The 14,821-nt window shown below is 61.5% G+C and carries 14 protein-coding genes; 6 read left to right on the top strand and 8 right to left on the bottom strand.

What is annotated here, in order from left to right:
• Nucleotides 1-12 precede the first annotated feature (12 nt).
• Nucleotides 13-357, bottom strand: coding sequence for a hypothetical protein (locus V1280_RS36280; RefSeq protein WP_334535435.1), 345 nt, complete (start codon nucleotides 355-357; stop codon nucleotides 13-15).
• On the opposite strand from V1280_RS36280, the gene V1280_RS36275 reads away from it, so the two are divergent.
• The 3 genes from V1280_RS36275 to V1280_RS36265 all read left to right on the top strand — a co-directional run bounded on the left by V1280_RS36275 (nucleotide 356) and on the right by V1280_RS36265 (nucleotide 3,012).
• Nucleotides 356-1,363 carry an RluA family pseudouridine synthase gene (locus V1280_RS36275; RefSeq protein ID WP_334535434.1) on the top strand — a complete coding sequence of 336 codons (1,008 nt, stop codon included), beginning with the start codon at nucleotides 356-358 and terminating at the stop codon, nucleotides 1,361-1,363. The genes V1280_RS36280 and V1280_RS36275 overlap by 2 nt on opposite strands.
• Before the next feature lie 219 nt (nucleotides 1,364-1,582).
• A complete protein-coding gene (gene rpoH / locus V1280_RS36270) occupies nucleotides 1,583-2,482 on the top strand; it encodes an RNA polymerase sigma factor RpoH (protein ID WP_148741962.1) in 900 nt (299 codons plus the stop codon).
• 188 nt (nucleotides 2,483-2,670) lie between these two features.
• Entirely contained in the window at nucleotides 2,671-3,012 is a 342-nt protein-coding gene (locus V1280_RS36265; protein WP_334535433.1) for a hypothetical protein, read from the top strand.
• Nucleotides 3,013-3,135: 123 nt separating this feature from the next.
• Here the strand turns inward: V1280_RS36265 and V1280_RS36260 are convergent, their stop codons facing one another.
• The 4 genes from V1280_RS36260 to V1280_RS36245 form a co-directional block, all read right to left on the bottom strand.
• Complete coding sequence (locus V1280_RS36260) at nucleotides 3,136-3,759, bottom strand: peptidoglycan recognition protein family protein (protein ID WP_334535432.1); 624 nt, start codon at nucleotides 3,757-3,759, stop codon at nucleotides 3,136-3,138.
• Nucleotides 3,760-3,793: 34 nt separating this feature from the next.
• On the bottom strand, nucleotides 3,794-4,996 hold the full coding sequence (locus V1280_RS36255) for a GGDEF domain-containing protein (protein ID WP_334535431.1): 1,203 nt from the start codon (nucleotides 4,994-4,996) through the stop codon (nucleotides 3,794-3,796).
• A gap of 583 nt (nucleotides 4,997-5,579) precedes the next feature.
• Nucleotides 5,580-6,191, bottom strand: a complete 612-nt coding sequence (locus V1280_RS36250; protein WP_334535430.1) for a LysE family translocator — start codon at nucleotides 6,189-6,191, stop codon at nucleotides 5,580-5,582.
• A 69-nt stretch (nucleotides 6,192-6,260) separates the two neighbouring features.
• A complete protein-coding gene (locus V1280_RS36245) occupies nucleotides 6,261-6,635 on the bottom strand; it encodes a response regulator (RefSeq protein WP_334535429.1) in 375 nt (124 codons plus the stop codon).
• 120 nt (nucleotides 6,636-6,755) lie between these two features.
• Between V1280_RS36245 and V1280_RS36240 the strand changes: the two genes are divergently transcribed.
• Complete coding sequence (locus V1280_RS36240; RefSeq protein WP_334535428.1) at nucleotides 6,756-7,598, top strand: SDR family NAD(P)-dependent oxidoreductase; 843 nt, start codon at nucleotides 6,756-6,758, stop codon at nucleotides 7,596-7,598.
• 145 nt (nucleotides 7,599-7,743) lie between these two features.
• Here V1280_RS36240 and V1280_RS36235 read toward each other — a convergent pair whose 3' ends face one another.
• Complete coding sequence (locus V1280_RS36235) at nucleotides 7,744-8,550, bottom strand: lytic murein transglycosylase (RefSeq protein ID WP_334535427.1); 807 nt, start codon at nucleotides 8,548-8,550, stop codon at nucleotides 7,744-7,746.
• 744 nt (nucleotides 8,551-9,294) lie between these two features.
• Here V1280_RS36235 and V1280_RS36230 point away from each other — a divergent pair.
• Nucleotides 9,295-9,531: a hypothetical protein gene (locus V1280_RS36230; protein ID WP_027534326.1), complete on the top strand. Its 237-nt coding sequence runs from the start codon at nucleotides 9,295-9,297 to the stop codon at nucleotides 9,529-9,531.
• A 13-nt stretch (nucleotides 9,532-9,544) separates the two neighbouring features.
• Here V1280_RS36230 and V1280_RS36225 read toward each other — a convergent pair whose 3' ends face one another.
• The gene (locus V1280_RS36225; RefSeq protein ID WP_334535426.1) at nucleotides 9,545-9,922 is read right to left on the bottom strand and encodes a thiol-disulfide oxidoreductase DCC family protein; all 378 of its coding nucleotides are present in this window, start codon (nucleotides 9,920-9,922) and stop codon (nucleotides 9,545-9,547) included.
• A 105-nt stretch (nucleotides 9,923-10,027) separates the two neighbouring features.
• On the opposite strand from V1280_RS36225, the gene V1280_RS36220 reads away from it, so the two are divergent.
• Nucleotides 10,028-12,541 (top strand): DEAD/DEAH box helicase family protein, encoded by a 2,514-nt coding sequence (locus V1280_RS36220; protein WP_334535425.1) that lies wholly within the window; start codon nucleotides 10,028-10,030, stop codon nucleotides 12,539-12,541.
• Nucleotides 12,542-12,600: 59 nt separating this feature from the next.
• On the opposite strand, the gene rpoD is transcribed toward V1280_RS36220, so the two are convergent.
• Complete coding sequence (rpoD, locus tag V1280_RS36215; RefSeq protein WP_334535424.1) at nucleotides 12,601-14,751, bottom strand: RNA polymerase sigma factor RpoD; 2,151 nt, start codon at nucleotides 14,749-14,751, stop codon at nucleotides 12,601-12,603.
• Between the last annotated feature and the right edge of the window lie 70 nt (nucleotides 14,752-14,821).

Here is a 14,821-nt window from a genome sequence, read left to right as displayed (position 1 = left end):
CGAACCGTCCTTTTAAGGCTCATTGGCAAATTTCAGCTTTCCGGCCGGCTTGAGCGTGTGTGCGTCGAAGGTCCGGATCTCGGTGACGCCGGCGATATCCAGCGTGACCACGAGCCGGTCGCCGGCCACGCCGGTGGCGACGATTCTGGCGCTCTTCGGCAGGGTGGCGATGACGTCACCCACGGGTTCGGGCGCCCTTCCCTCCGACTTGAAAAGGCGGTAGCCCACCGCGATCAGGACGGCGCAGATGGCCAGCGCCGAGGTCAACCCCGCGATCAGCATCATCCGCCGCACCCGCGCGAACAGCGCGGCCTGCTCGGGGGTCGGTTCGGGAACAGCGGTATCAGACGTCGTCATGGATAGCTCAGGCTCAGCGCAAAGGTTGGAGGTCACGGTCGAAGGCGACGAGGGCTCGGCCCGGCTCGACCGCGTGCTGGCGGCCCGCCTTCCCGACCTGTCGCGATCAAGGCTGAAAGCCCTGATTCTGGCGGGCGCGGTGAGCCTGAAGGCCTCCGCGGTCCGCGACCCCGCTTATCACGTCGCATCCGGCGATACGATCATAATCGACGTGCCGGAAGCGGCCCCGCCGGAGCCCAAGGGCGAAGATATCGCCCTCGATATCGTGTTCGAGGACGACGACATCATCGTCATCAACAAGCCGAAGGGGCTGGTGGTGCACCCCGCCGCCGGGCACGAGACAGGGACCTTGGTCAATGCGCTGATCGCCCATTGCGGCACCTCGCTGTCGGGCATCGGCGGAGTGCGTCGGCCGGGCATCGTGCACCGGCTGGACAAGGACACGACCGGACTGATGGTGGTCGCCAAGAACGACCTGGCGCACGCCTCGCTCACCGCCCAGTTCGCCGACCACGGCCGCACCGGACCGATGCGGCGCGGCTATATGGCGTTCGCCTGGGGGCTGCCGGGCCGGCATCGGGGCACGGTCGACGCGCCGATCGACCGCCACCCGCATGCGCGGGAGAAGATGGCGGTGCGCCAGGGCGGCCGCGAGGCGGTGACGCATTGGGAGCTGCTCGAGAGTTTTGCGGGCCGCGACGGCAAGCCGATCGCCGGGCTGCTGGCCTGCGAGCTCGAGACCGGGCGCACCCACCAGATCCGCGTCCACCTCGCCCATATCGGCCACCCCCTGATGGGCGACGCGGTCTACGGCCCGCATTTCAAGACCAAGGCCAACCAGCTCGGGCCGGAGTCGCAAGCCGCTTTAACGGCGCTTGGCCGTCAGGCCCTGCATGCTTATTTGCTGGTACTTGAGCACCCCCAAACCGGAGAACTTCTTCACTGGGAGGCCGGCCTGCCGGAGGATTTGCTTCTCCTGGAGCGCGCTCTGAAAGCGGCGCTATGACGCAGGGGCTTTGAGAAAACCCTTACCTTACAAAAAGTTATAGCTGCCACACGGGGACGTGACGTCAGCAATCCTTCCCTTTTTGACCCCCGATGGGGTATATTGCGCCTGCGTTGGAAATGACCAACGCGGAACATCGCAGCTACGGCCGGCTTTAACCAAGCGGTCGTCTGCCTGGCCCGCCGCTATCGGGGGCCTGAACCTTTGGAGGGCTTAACAATGGCCCGTACCGCTGCTTTGCCGGTCCTCAATGGAGAATCCGGGCTCTCTCGCTACCTCGGCGAAATCCGCAAGTTCCCGATGCTGGAACCCCAGCAGGAATACATGCTCGCCAAGCGTTGGCGCGAACACGATGATCGCGACGCCGCACATCAGCTCGTCACCAGCCATCTCCGGCTCGTGGCCAAGATCGCCATGGGCTATCGCGGCTACGGCTTGCCGATCTCCGAGGTCGTCTCGGAAGGCAATGTCGGCCTGATGCAGGCGGTGAAGCGTTTCGAGCCCGAAAAGGGCTTCCGCCTCGCCACCTACGCGATGTGGTGGATCAAGGCGTCGATTCAAGAGTACATCCTGCGTTCCTGGTCGCTCGTGAAGATGGGCACCACCGCGAACCAGAAGAAGCTGTTCTTCAACCTGCGCAAGGCGAAGAGCAAGATTTCCGCACTGGACGAAGGCGATCTCCGCCCCGACCAGGTGAAGATCATTGCCAAGCGCCTCGGCGTCACCGATCAGGACGTGATCGACATGAACCGCCGCCTCGGTGGCGACGCGTCGCTCAACGCTCCGATCCGCGACGACGGCGAAGCCGGCGAATGGCAGGACTGGCTGGTCGACAATTCGCCCAACCAGGAAGCCATGCTGGCCGAGCACGAGGAGTATGATCACCGCCGCGACGCCCTGAACGGCGCCATGGGCGTGCTCAACCCGCGCGAACGCCGCATCTTCGAGGCCCGTCGCCTCGCCGATGAGCCGATGACGTTGGAAGACCTTGCTGCCGAGTTCGGCGTGTCGCGTGAGCGCGTCCGCCAGATCGAGGTCCGCGCCTTCGAGAAGGTGCAGTCCGCGGTCAAGGGCACGATCGCAAGGGCCGAACAGGCCGCGCTGGAAGCCGCGCACTAAGCGCAGCCTTCCGCGGCCCACGAATTGGCGGATCGACAAGAGACAAAAAGCCGGCGGCAACGCCGGCTTTTTTGTTGTGTGTGAGCTGCAGCATGGTCGCAGGATGCGCCGGCGGGGCATCTTGAACGCACGCGAGGGGTCAGCCGACCCAATATCATCGGGCCACATCCAGAGAACGGACACACACAGTGTCGATCATCCTGCAATCCACCGTCGGCGGCTTCTCCGCCCAGTTCATGCGCAAGCTGCCGCTGGTCGAGCAGGCCATGCGCGACCACGGCCTCGATCCCAGCGAGTTCGTGATCTCCAAGGACTATGCCTCGACCGCGACGATCCCGATCATGGGGCCGTTCTTCTTTAATTACAGCGTGTATTTCGGCGAGGAGACATTCACCGTCACCGAGCCGAACGACATGGTGTTCCTGGACTACTTCTTCAAACGCGTGCTGGCCGCAGACGGGCCGCCGGAATTGCCGGAGCAACCGGGATTGATCCGGCGCTTGTTCGGCTGGATGGCCCAGCCGGTGTAGGCTCTTACTGTCATTCCGGGGCGCGCCTCTTTGGCGCGAGCCCGGAATCCATCAAGCCTCAGCGTTGGTGGATGAATGGATTCCGGGCTCGCGCTACGCGCGCCCCGGAATGACAGCAGAGGCCTACTCCCCCCAGGTCCTTGCCAACGTCGCGAGCCAGCAGCCTTCGCAGTAGCGGGCGTCCTTGAAGTCAATCCAGTTGTGGGCGTAGACGTGGTCGAGCGGGATGCCGTAACGCGCGCGCAGCACCTGCACCAGGATCTTCCAGGCCGCGACCTGTGCCGCGGTCGGGCCGATCGTGACATCGGGATAATTGCCGGCGAACTCGACGCCGATCGAATTGTCGCGCACGACCTGATGATAGGTGACCGTGTTGTCGACATATTTGTTGTCGTTGCGGTTGGCGCCGTCGGTGTGGGTCGGCACCAGATTGTCCGCGACCGACCAGTAGACCGTGCCGTCGGTCTCGACCCAGACCATCACGCCGCGCCGGGTCGGGTTCTTGAACTGCTCTTGCGCGCCGCCGCGCGCTGAGCCGGTCGGCCCTTCGGTCTGGTGCACGATGATGTTGCGCCAAGCATGGGCGTTGACGACATCGCCCCATGGCGCAAGCCAGACGATCTTGAGGCCGGGAATGTCGGGCGTGCCGGTGCTGCGCGCGAGCTTTGTGAGCTCGGCGTCCATTGCGGCGGCGGGAGCGATCAGGAGAGCGGCGAGAACGGCCGCGACAAGGCGGGACAGCATCACGGGGATCCAACAACGGACCCGAGCGTAGCAGGGTCTACGCGAATTTGCGCGCGGCTTCGACCGGCTCGGGCGAGAGCGGCGGCGCCGGATCATAGAGCGCAAAGTCGTTCTTGCCGTTCTTCTTGGCGGCATAGAGGGCGTGGTCGGCATACGCAATCAGCCGGTCCGGGAATTGGCCGATGCTGCGGTCCCATTCCGCAACGCCGATCGAGATCGCGATCGGGATGTCCTTGCCCGTGCAGACGGCGGCGTCCTGGCGGCAGACCTCGAGCACGCGGCGGGCGATCAGCGCGCCTTCGCGCAAGGAGGAGGACGGCAGCACGACGCAGAATTCGTCGCCGCCGGTGCGGGCCAGCATGTCGCCGGGCCTGAGCCGCGTCTGCGCCATCAGGGTGAAGTGCTGGAGGCAGGCATCGCCCGCGGCATGGCCATGGGTGTCGTTGATGGCCTTGAAGCCGTCGAGGTCGATCACCAGCAGCGAGAACGGCTCGCCGCTGCGCTCCGAGCGGGCGCATTCCTCGGACAGCCGCTGCAACAGATGGCGGCGGTTGGCTACTCCCGTGAGATCGTCGAGCAGCGCGAGGTCGGCGACCTCGTTGCGCAAGCGGTCCATCGCCATCAGCAGGAAGCCGAAATTGAGCGTCATCGACAGGAAGAGCAGCACCAGCACCATGACGGCGTGAGTCTGACCGCCCGCCCTCGCCGAGAAATCGTAACCGAGCAGATTGCCGACCGCGCGTATCACGAAGATCCCGATGATGGCGAGGATCACGATGCCGGACAGCCGCGCACCTGGACTGATGCGGCCCTCGGGCGGCGACAACAACAGACGCAGCGACAGCACCAGCGGCAGGCCTTGCCCAACCGTGTAGCAGAGCATGCGCAGCTGCACCTGGTCGAAACCGACCATGAAGAAAACGACGCCGGCGAGGCTCAGGATCCCCGTCACGACCATGAGGCGCAGATGCACCGGCCGGTCATAGAAGCGCTGAATACCCATCGCGGCGAGGCAGCTCGCCGCGATGATGCCGGCGGCGCCGAACAGCAGTGGTGCGGGAGAATCGACGAACAGGTGGACGAGCGCCGTCATCGCGCCGGCGGCGCCGACGAAGGCCGATGCCATCCAGTACCGCGCGGCCTCGAATTTCGGATAGGAGCGCGTCACATAGGCCCAGATCAGGCCGAGCGCCGAGAAGTTGACGACGAAGACCGTCCAAAGCGTCGGTACGTTCAGCATGACGCAAGCAGCACGCGCAGCGCCCCGCCCCCTGTCCCTGGCAGAAGTTCGTCCATGACCCGTCCCCGTGTTCTTGCGGAAGATCATGCGCGGTTGCGCTTAACGGAACCTCACTGCGATCGCCGAAAGCGCGCCCTTGGTTTTGGATTCATGAACGGCCCGTCTCGCTTATCAGATCGTTAGGCACGTCACCGGCGTGCATCGCAATCGCGTCGACACGTGTCGCGATGCGGCTTCGCGGACCAAAATCACCCAAAAACGCATCTGAGCTGTGGATAACGTAATGACACAGATGTGACAGCGCGGGGCATAGACGCGCGAATCTGCTGAGTTTGTCAGCGAGGATGTTGCGAGGCTGGCCCTCCGCCGAGCGATCCTCGTGTCGCGTTTCACCATTAACCCTTAAGAGGATCCTATGGCTAAGAAAGCGAAGAAGGCGAAGAAGGCGACGAAGAAAAAGGCCAAGAAGGCTGCGAAGAAGAAGTAACGCAGCTTCTTTTGATTTCGCCCGGGTGGGGCCTCGCTCCGCCCGGGCTCCGGGCAAGACTGAAGGTGGCGGGCGCGAGGCCCGCTTTTTTATTGCCTACCGCTCGGCGAACGCGAGCTTGGCGCCTAACAGGGCAAAGCCGGCGGCAAAGGAGCGGCGCAGCCAGGCCATCACGCCGGGACGGGAGATGACGCGCTCGCGCACGGACGCCGCGCAGAGGCCGTAGATGACGAACACCACGAAGGTCATGGCCATGAAGGCGCCGCTCAATTCCAGCATCCGCGCCAGCACGGAAGCCTCGTCCGCCGCGATGAACTGCGGCAGGAAGGCGAGGAAGAAGATCGAAAGCTTTGGGTTGAGGATGTTGATCAGGAAGCCGGTGACGATGACCCGGCCGCTGGAGCGCTCCTTGATCTCGCCGTCGACCGCAAGCGCACCGGTTTCGCGCAGCGCCTGCCAGGACATATAGAGCAGATAGGCCACGCCGCACCATTTCAGCGCGGCAAAGGCGAGCGCGCTGGTGTGCAGCACGGCGGCAAGCCCGAGCATCGCCGCGATCATGTGCGGCACGATCCCCAGCGTGCAGCCGAACGCCGCCGCCACGCTGGCGCGCGAGCCGCGCGTGAGTGCGGCGGCCAGGGTATAAAGGACGCCGGTGCCGGGCGACGCCACGACGATGAGCGAGGTGAGCAGGAAGGACCAGGACATGCCTCGTCCCTACCACCCCTGACGCTTGCCGAGAAGTCACGACACGGTCAGCCCGCGCCGCAACGCGCCTCAGTTCAGCTGGGCGATCTCGGCTTCCCGCAACACATCGAGCGGCGCCCACGGCTTGGCCCAGAACTTTGCGCCGTCAGGCAAGGGCTGCATCAGGGGGCGGCCCGAGGTCACGACGACGTCGAGCTTCGGGTTGCGGTCCTTGGCGACGTGGGCGAGCTCGACGCCGTTCATGCGACCGGCGAGCTGCACGTCGGTCAGCATCAGGCAGAGCGCGCCGGCGTTCTTGTCCAGCACACGCTCGGCAGCTTCCGCACTCTCACACTGGATGACGTGATACCCACTCTCCTCTAGCAGAAGACAGAGCATCTCCCGCTGCATGGCATCGTCCTCAACGATCAACGCGGTCGCTGGATAGGTTTGGGGCTGTCCCATCTGGCTGCTCCAATGCTCGCTTCCGCTTCAAGTGAGTTAAGGCGGCGAGGGGTGATATCGTTCGGTTCCATACTGAAAATATGTACATTGAAGTTCCAATTGGGATTGAGGGAGCCAACCATGACTGCGATACGCGGCGCCGCCGCCATCACCGGAGCGGCGAGCGGCATCGGCCGTGCGCTGGCGATCGAGCTGGCAAGCCGCGGCTGCGACCTCGCGCTCGCCGACCGCGACGACGGGGGCTTGAAGAGCCTCGCTGCCGAGATCGGCCAAGGAAACGACAAAGCGCGCAAGATCAGCCTGCATCGCGTCGATGTCAGCGCGCCCGGTGAGATCGCGCAATTCGCGCGCGAGGCGATCGCAGCGCATCTCGCGCTCAACATCCTCGTCAACAATGCCGGTGTGGCGCTGCTTGGACAATTCGAGGAGATCGACCAGGCCCAGATGGACTGGCTGTTCGACATCAATTTCTGGGGCGTGGTGCACGGCACCCGCGCCTTCCTGCCCCACCTGAAGACGCGCCCCGAGGCGCATATCGTCAACGTCTCCTCGATCTTCGGCATCATCGCGCCACCGGGACAATCGGCCTATGCGGCCGCCAAATTCGCGGTGCGCGGCTTCTCCGAGAGCGTGCGGCATGAGCTTGCGATCGCGGGCAGCCCGGTCAGATTGTCGGTGGTGCATCCCGGCGGCGTCGCCACGAGCATCGTGCGTTCCTCGCGTACCGGCGTTGGCGTCACCGACAACGCCCGCCGCGCGCAGATGATCGACCGGTTCGAGACCGCCGCGCGGACCACGCCGAAGGACGCAGCGCTGCGCATCATCAGGGGCGTCGAGCGAAACGAGCCGCGCATCCTGATCGGCAACGACGCTGGGTTCATGGACATCCTGCAGCGCTTCCGCCCGGGCACGTACTGGGCGCCGCTGCAGCGGCGGCTGGAGAAGATGGCGAAGGGGAAGTGAGTGTGGGGACGCGATGGCGTCACCTCATCCTCCGCTGCCGTAGGGTGGGCAAAGCGGAGCGTGCCCACGCATTTTCCGAGATCGAGAGAGGTGGTGGGCACGGCGCAAGTGCGCCTTTGCCCACCCTACGGGTTCTGCGCCCGCCCTACTGCCCCACCAGCCGGTCCGCAAAATACGCGATCGTCTTTCGATAAATCACCGCCCTGTTCCACTCGCGCATCGCGTCGAAATTGGCCGAGCCTTCGTCATAGGGCTGGCCCATCTTGAAGCCGTTGGAGTGCAGCAGATTCGCGGTCGAGGCGAGCACGTCGGGGACGCTGTGGCGGAGGTCGACATGGCCGTCGCCGTCGAAATCGACGCCGTATTTGATGTAGGACGACGGCAGGAACTGGGTCTGGCCGATCTCGCCGGCATAGGCGCCGATGAGGTCGCGCAGCGGCAGGTCGCCGCGCTGGACGATCTTGAGCGCGGCAAGCAGCTCGCCCTGGAACAGCTCGGTGCGGCGGCAATCATGCGCGAGCGTGGCAAGCGTGCGGATCACTGGGAGCTTGCCGATGTCGCCCTTGCCGAAATCGCTCTCCAGGCCCCAGATCGCGACCAGGATCTGCCGGGGCACGCCGAACTGCTGCTCGATGCGTGACAGCAGCGCGGCATGACGCTGCAGCAGCGCGCGGCCGCCATTGATGCGGCCGGGGCCGACGCGGGTCGAGACATACTGCTCGAAGCTTTTGTTGAAGGTGTAGCGCTGGCGCCGGTCGAAGGCGAGCACGGCGCCATCCTGGGTGATGCCGCCAAACGCTGCGCTGGTCACGCCCGCCGAAACGCCGGCTCCTTGCGCCTCCGCCGTCATGCCGGCGACAAAACTGTTGAAGTCACCGCCGCAACGCGCGGCCTCGGCCGACCCGCCGGCCAGGCAAACGATGGAAGCGACGGCGAGAGCGTATCTCAACATGCGGGAAAATCCTTGGAAACCATGCGCGGAAGGCGGCGGACGATCATGCCCGGGAACTGGATTCGCGTCAAAGCGGACACGGAACCGATCATATCGGTGCCCGCTCAACTGCGCCGAAACAAAAACCGAAAAACAACCCCATGCACAGTAGGAGCACGGCGACGATCGTTGCTATTTTTCCGAATCGAGTTGACCCGTCGGGCAAAACAGGGGTATGGTACCAACATCACAGACTCCGGTCGTTGGCGCCTGCCCGCACCGCATCCGGCGAGCGTCATGCGATCCACCATCATGCCCGACGACACGGACATCCCGCTGCGCACGGTCAATCCCGGCAACCGCGCGCGTTCTCGCTGCGTTGCGAGAGCGCGGTGAGATGAACAAACTATTTTAGAGATCCAAGCATCTGCTTTTCGAAATTGCACGAACCCGTGATGCCGTCAGTTGCATATCTGATGCGCTTGCTGCAACATCAGCACCACGACGATTTATCTTGCCACCACAGAGCGCGAGCTATAGCATTCTATCTCAGGTTGTTGCCCCGCCAGCCCCGGGCAACGCTGAAGACCAACAATAAGCGGCGGGCTTATCGGCCCGCCGTTTATTGAGGGTGAGGGTCACATCGGACCTTGCGGGACGCCTGGCAAACAGGTCGCCGAACGATTGCACAGAAAGCTGCTGGATTGACGCCGGCGGCTGTCGAAGTCATTTGACTGCGGCGCCCTTATCGACGACAAGCCCGCCATGGCCAAAAAACCTGGAACCAATCCCAAAGGCGAATTCGCCTTTTTCAACGTCTTCTATGAAGACGGCTCCCAACGCTCCAACCGGCGCGTACCCTCGGAGCTGCTCGGCGGCCTCGATGGCGATGAGCCCGCCCGTGCCTTCATCATGGAGCAGGACCGCGAGATCGCCGAGAAGTCCGGCCGCCCGCCGCTCGAGATCAAGAGCCTCGACCGGGTCGGGGCGAAGAAGAAGTAGGACGACGGGGCGTTCACCAGCGCCCGCTCCACTTATTCCAGGCAAACAATAGATCGGCAAACCGATCATAGAAGAACCGCGTGAACGGCAGCGCCACGCGATTACCCAGTAGTGTCGCGAGCCACCCCTCCCCCGGCGTCAGCCGCCACAGCTCGATCGCAACATCCGCACCGACGATGAGCCGGCCAGCCTCATCCGTCGCATGCAGGCGGCGCCTGATGTCGTCGAGCGAGGCGCCAAAGTGCGCGAGTGCATCCGGCTGCTCGTTGATGTCAGTGAATTCGACCGTGCCTGCGCGCACCAGCGTCAGCAGCTTATTGCGCTGCCAGTCGATGCCGGCGTCACAGACGGGGCAGCGGGTGTTGTAGTAGACGGTAAGATGCTTGGTCACTGGATACCAACTCCCCCTAAGGTAGCATCCCATTCATTGTCGACCTAAAATTATGTTTTGGTTATACCGACAGCAAGCAAATCTAGGTAGAAGATCGAGGAAACGATGATAGATTTCAATAATTTAAGAAAGCCCGACGCAAGGACAACGCCGACCGATCCTCGCGAGATATTTAAGAGGCGACCGTCCGGTGAAGGCGTCGCCAACGATTTGTGGCGAGGTCAAGCCGAAGCGCTTGAGGGTTGGTTCAAAGATCAAAAAGATGAAACTCTTATCCTGCTCAATACCGGGGCTGGAAAAACGATCATCGGACTCTTGATCGCACAAAGCCTGGTAGCTCAGGGAACCAAAAATGTCGTCTACGTATGCAGTACCATCGACCTCATCAAGCAAACTGCGGCCGAAGCGGCGAAGCTAGGAATTCCTGTAACTATCCGGGCGGAAGGTGACTTTGACAACGACCTGTTTAGTCAAGGAAAAGCCTTCTGTATTGCAACCTATCCAGCTCTATTCTTTGGCTTCCGGGCGAATAAGCCCGGAGCTCTTATTTTTGATGACGCGCACGTTGCAGGAAAGTCGATACGGGACGTCTTTACGTTATCGATTACAAAGAAGGGTCACTCGCAGCTATACGCTGAATTGAGGGAATTTTTGAGGCCCATTTTCACTGACTACCATCAGAAAATGGAGTTTGAAGCGGCGATCCGAGAGAACGAAGAGTCAGGAACAATCCTACTTAGCCCACCGTGCGCCACATTCGACATGGCGGGCAAACTCTCGTCGGTAATCAACCCTCATATCAATGAAAAGGATCGATCCCTCTTCTTTCCATGGCCATTTGTCAGAGACCATCTGAAGTACTGTGGTGTCTTTGTGGGGCGCGGAACAGTTGAAATCACCCCACCATTTCTTCCTACCCTCACGCTCCCCGCCTTTAGCCGAGACGTGAAGCGGGTGTATCTTTCGGCGACAATCAATTCGAGAGCCGACTTCACGAGAGTCTTCGGCCACAAGCCTGATAAGACAATTGCCCCCGATGTGGATGCCGGAGACGGAGAACGCCTGTTCGTCTTTGCCAGCAAGTTCGAAAGCAGCTCTGTTGACAAGGCCATCGTGCGCAATATGGCGGAGCAATCCAAGGTTCTAATTGGCGCACCAAGTCGACATCGCGGAAAGCAATGGGATTTCGCGATCCAACCAACCACAAAAACGTTTAGGAACGACCTAGACCGCTTTCGACGACAAACCACCGGGGCCTTTGTACTCGCGGGACGGTTCGATGGCATCGATTTGCCCGGTGCCCAATGCAGATCAATGGTCGTGGACGGCTTGCCGTCTGGCAGTAACCTGATCGAGCAGTATCTTTTTGAGAAGCTGCAAATGGATCAATTGCGTTCCAATACGTTGAGCGTTCGCATTACGCAGCTCCTCGGACGCATCATCCGCGGAAGACAGGACTTCGGATTCTTCATAGTCGCGGATCGTCCGCTTGAGAATTGGCTCAAGAATGAACGGAATCGGGCTCAACTCCCTGAACTGCTCAGGCGACAGCTATTCTTAAGCGAAGCTATTGAAGATCAAGTTCCAGGTAAGCACACCAAGAAATCAATAATCGACACGATGAACAAGGTGATTAGTCGTGATGCAGGTTGGGTAAATTATTATCGAGACAACATCAACGATATGGACGTTCCGAAAGGGAAATTGCAGGAAAACGAGCAGAACAACTTGGTCCTGGAGAAAGCAGGAAAGAGCGAAGTCAGATTTATGACGAAGCTCTGGGACAACGATCCCGAAGGTGCAGCCAAGGACCTCGAAGAAGAGATTCGAGAGGTCGCGATAGTCGATCCCATGTTAGCCGGATGGTATTCCATTTGGGCGGGCGTCGCCTACTACGCCGCAAACAAGACTGATGCAGCTTACGACTTGTTCGACGAAGCTCGTCGCAGAATCGGAAGAAACCTACCTCTGCCTCGCAGGGCCGTGAGCGAGATTGAGAAGAAAACGGATCCACAGACTCTGATGGAGGAAGCGGTTCGACAAATTGTGCTAACGGATCTCGCCAAAATAAACGACAGAATTGCCAAAGCGCGCATCCTCGCAAAGAATGCTTTCTCGAATGCAGCACCCCACAAGCAATGCGAAGAAGCGGTCAGGGCGATCGGCGCGACGCTGGGATTTGTATCAACCAGGCCTTGTACCGATCACGGAAAGGGACCTGACAACCTTTGGTTGGACTCTCACAGCAAGCAGATGATTGCTTTTGAGCTCAAGACTGACAAGACTGTGCAAAGCACTTTATCGAAGGATGACGTTGGCCAAGGTCACAATCACATCGAGTGGCTGAAGACTCATTATCCTAACACCAAGCTTCATGGCCTGATCTTTCTTACCGATGCGCAAAAAGTATCCGACAAGAGTGACCCTTCGGAAATGATGTACTTCGGGACACAGGCCCAGCTCCTCAAGGTGTGGGAGGAGTTCTTTACAGCAATCGATAGAATTAAGACCCTTTCTCCAATGGAGAAGCTGGCCGAAGCAGACAAAGTGGGGACTCTGCCGGAATGGAATCCAGAGGGTATATTTCGGCGACTAATTGCAAAAAGCTGCAAATCTTAATCAGCGAAAAAACGGCGGTGCTTTACAGCCCGCCGTTTTCGTTTCGATGGATACCTGGATCAATTATCCAAGAAGCTCCGCAGCTTCCTTGACCTCGACGGATGCTTCAGCTTGCGCAGTGCCTTCGCCTCGATCTGGCGAATACGCTCGCGCGTCACCGAGAACTGCTGGCCGACTTCTTCCAGCGTGTGGTCGGTGTTCATGCCGATGCCGAAGCGCATGCGCAGCACGCGCTCTTCGCGCGGGGTGAGCGAGGCGAGCACGCGCGTGGTGGTCTCGCGCAGGTTCGACTGGATCGCGGCGTCGATCGGGAGGATCGCGTTCTTGTCCTCGATGAAATCGCCGAGATGCGAATCCTCTTCGTCACCGACGGGGGTTTCGAGCGAGAGCGGCTCCTTCGCGATCTTGAGGACTTTTCGCACTTTCTCCAGCGGCATGCCGAGCTTTTCGGCCAATTCCTCTGGCGTCGGTTCGCGGCCGATCTCGTTGAGCATCTGGCGGCTGGTGCGCACGATCTTGTTGATCGTCTCGATCATGTGCACGGGAATGCGGATGGTGCGCGCCTGGTCGGCGATCGAGCGGGTGATCGCCTGCCGGATCCACCACGTCGCGTAGGTCGAGAACTTGTAGCCGCGGCGATACTCGAACTTGTCGACGGCCTTCATCAGGCCGATGTTGCCTTCCTGGATCAGGTCGAGGAATTGCAGGCCGCGGTTGGTGTACTTCTTGGCGATCGAGATCACGAGACGGAGGTTGGCTTCCACCATCTCCTTCTTGGCCTGGCGGGCTTCGCGCTCGCCCTTCTGCACGGAGTGCACGATCTTGCGGAACTCGACGATCTCGAGGCCGGTCAGCGCAGCCAGCTGATGCACCTCGTGACGGAGGTCCTTGATCCGGTCCTTCTCGTGATGGACGAAATTCTTCCAGCCTTTTGCGGAAAGTTTCGAGACGCGGTTGAGCCAGCGCGGATCGAGCTCCGAGCCGGTGTAGTTGCGCAGGAAATCCTCGCGCGCGACGCCGTGGCTGTCGGCGAGGCGCATCAGGCGGCCCTCATGCGAGACGAGGCGCTTGTTGATGTCGTAGAGCTGCTCGACCAGTGAATCGATACGCGCCTGGTTCAGGCGCAGCGACTTCACCTCGACGATGATCTCGTCCTTCAGCTTCTTGTACTTGCGCTCCTGGTGCGGCGAGAGCGACTCGTTCTGGAGCTGGTTCTGGATGTCCTGCTCCTGAAGCTTGCGCAGCTTCTTGTAGCTGTCGGCGATCTTGTCGAAGATCTCGACCACCTTCGGCTTGAGCTCGGCCTCGATGGCCGCGAGCGACATCTGGTTCTCGAACTCGTCGTCCTCGTCCATGTCGGCTTCGGCCGCGGACTCCGCAGGATCCTTCTCGGCTTCGCCGGCATTTCCGCCGGGGGCGGGCTGCGCGGCGCGGAACGGGGTCGGCGCCGGAGGCGCGGCGGGCGGCGCGACATGCGCGGGCGCACCCACGGCCGCTGCAGCCTGGACGCCTTCGGCCGGGGCTTCGCCGTTCTCGCCATTGGGACCGGCGATCATCGCCGTGTTCATGCCGGCTTTGGCATCGGGGCCGGCATAGGTCGCTTCGAGATCGATGATGTCGCGAAGGAAGATCTTTCCTTCGTTGAGCTCGTCGCGCCAGATGATGATGGCCTGGAAGGTCAGCGGGCTTTCGCAGAGGCCCGCGATCATTGCCTCGCGGCCAGCCTCGATGCGCTTCGCAATCGCGATTTCGCCTTCGCGGGAGAGCAGCTCGACCGTGCCCATCTCGCGCAGATACATGCGCACGGGGTCGTCGGTGCGCTCGCCCGGCTCGCTCTTCTTGACCTCGGTGACGGCCTTCTGGGTGACCTCGACGAGCTCGTTGTCGGTCTCGTCCTCGCCGCCCTCGTCCTTGTCTTCTTCGCCTTCGCTATCGTCGGCTTCAGTGACGTTGATGCCCATGTCCGAGAGCATGGACATGATGTCCTCGATCTGCTCGGGCGAGGTCTGGTCGGACGGCAAAACTTCATTGAGCTGATCGAAGGTCACGAAGCCGCGCTTCTTGGCCTGCTTGATCATCTTCTTCACTGCCGCATCGGACAGATCGAGCAAGGGAGACGGCGCGTCCTGGGAGTCCTTCTCCGGCGCGTCCGCTGCCTTGTCGTCTTTTTCCTTGTCCTTCGCCTGCAGCGTCTTTGCCTTGGTGGCCATCCATTGCTCCTAAACGCGCTTCATACGGAAGGCCGATCGGCCCGCCCGCCTGAATTCACTTGAACCTGTT

Origin of the sequence: Bradyrhizobium sp. AZCC 2230 (genome assembly GCF_036924495.1) — a bacterium.
Classification (GTDB): Bacteria; Pseudomonadota; Alphaproteobacteria; order Rhizobiales; family Xanthobacteraceae; genus Bradyrhizobium; species Bradyrhizobium rifense.
Note: the sequence above shows the minus strand (reverse complement) of the source record. Positions and strands in the feature narration are given on the sequence as shown.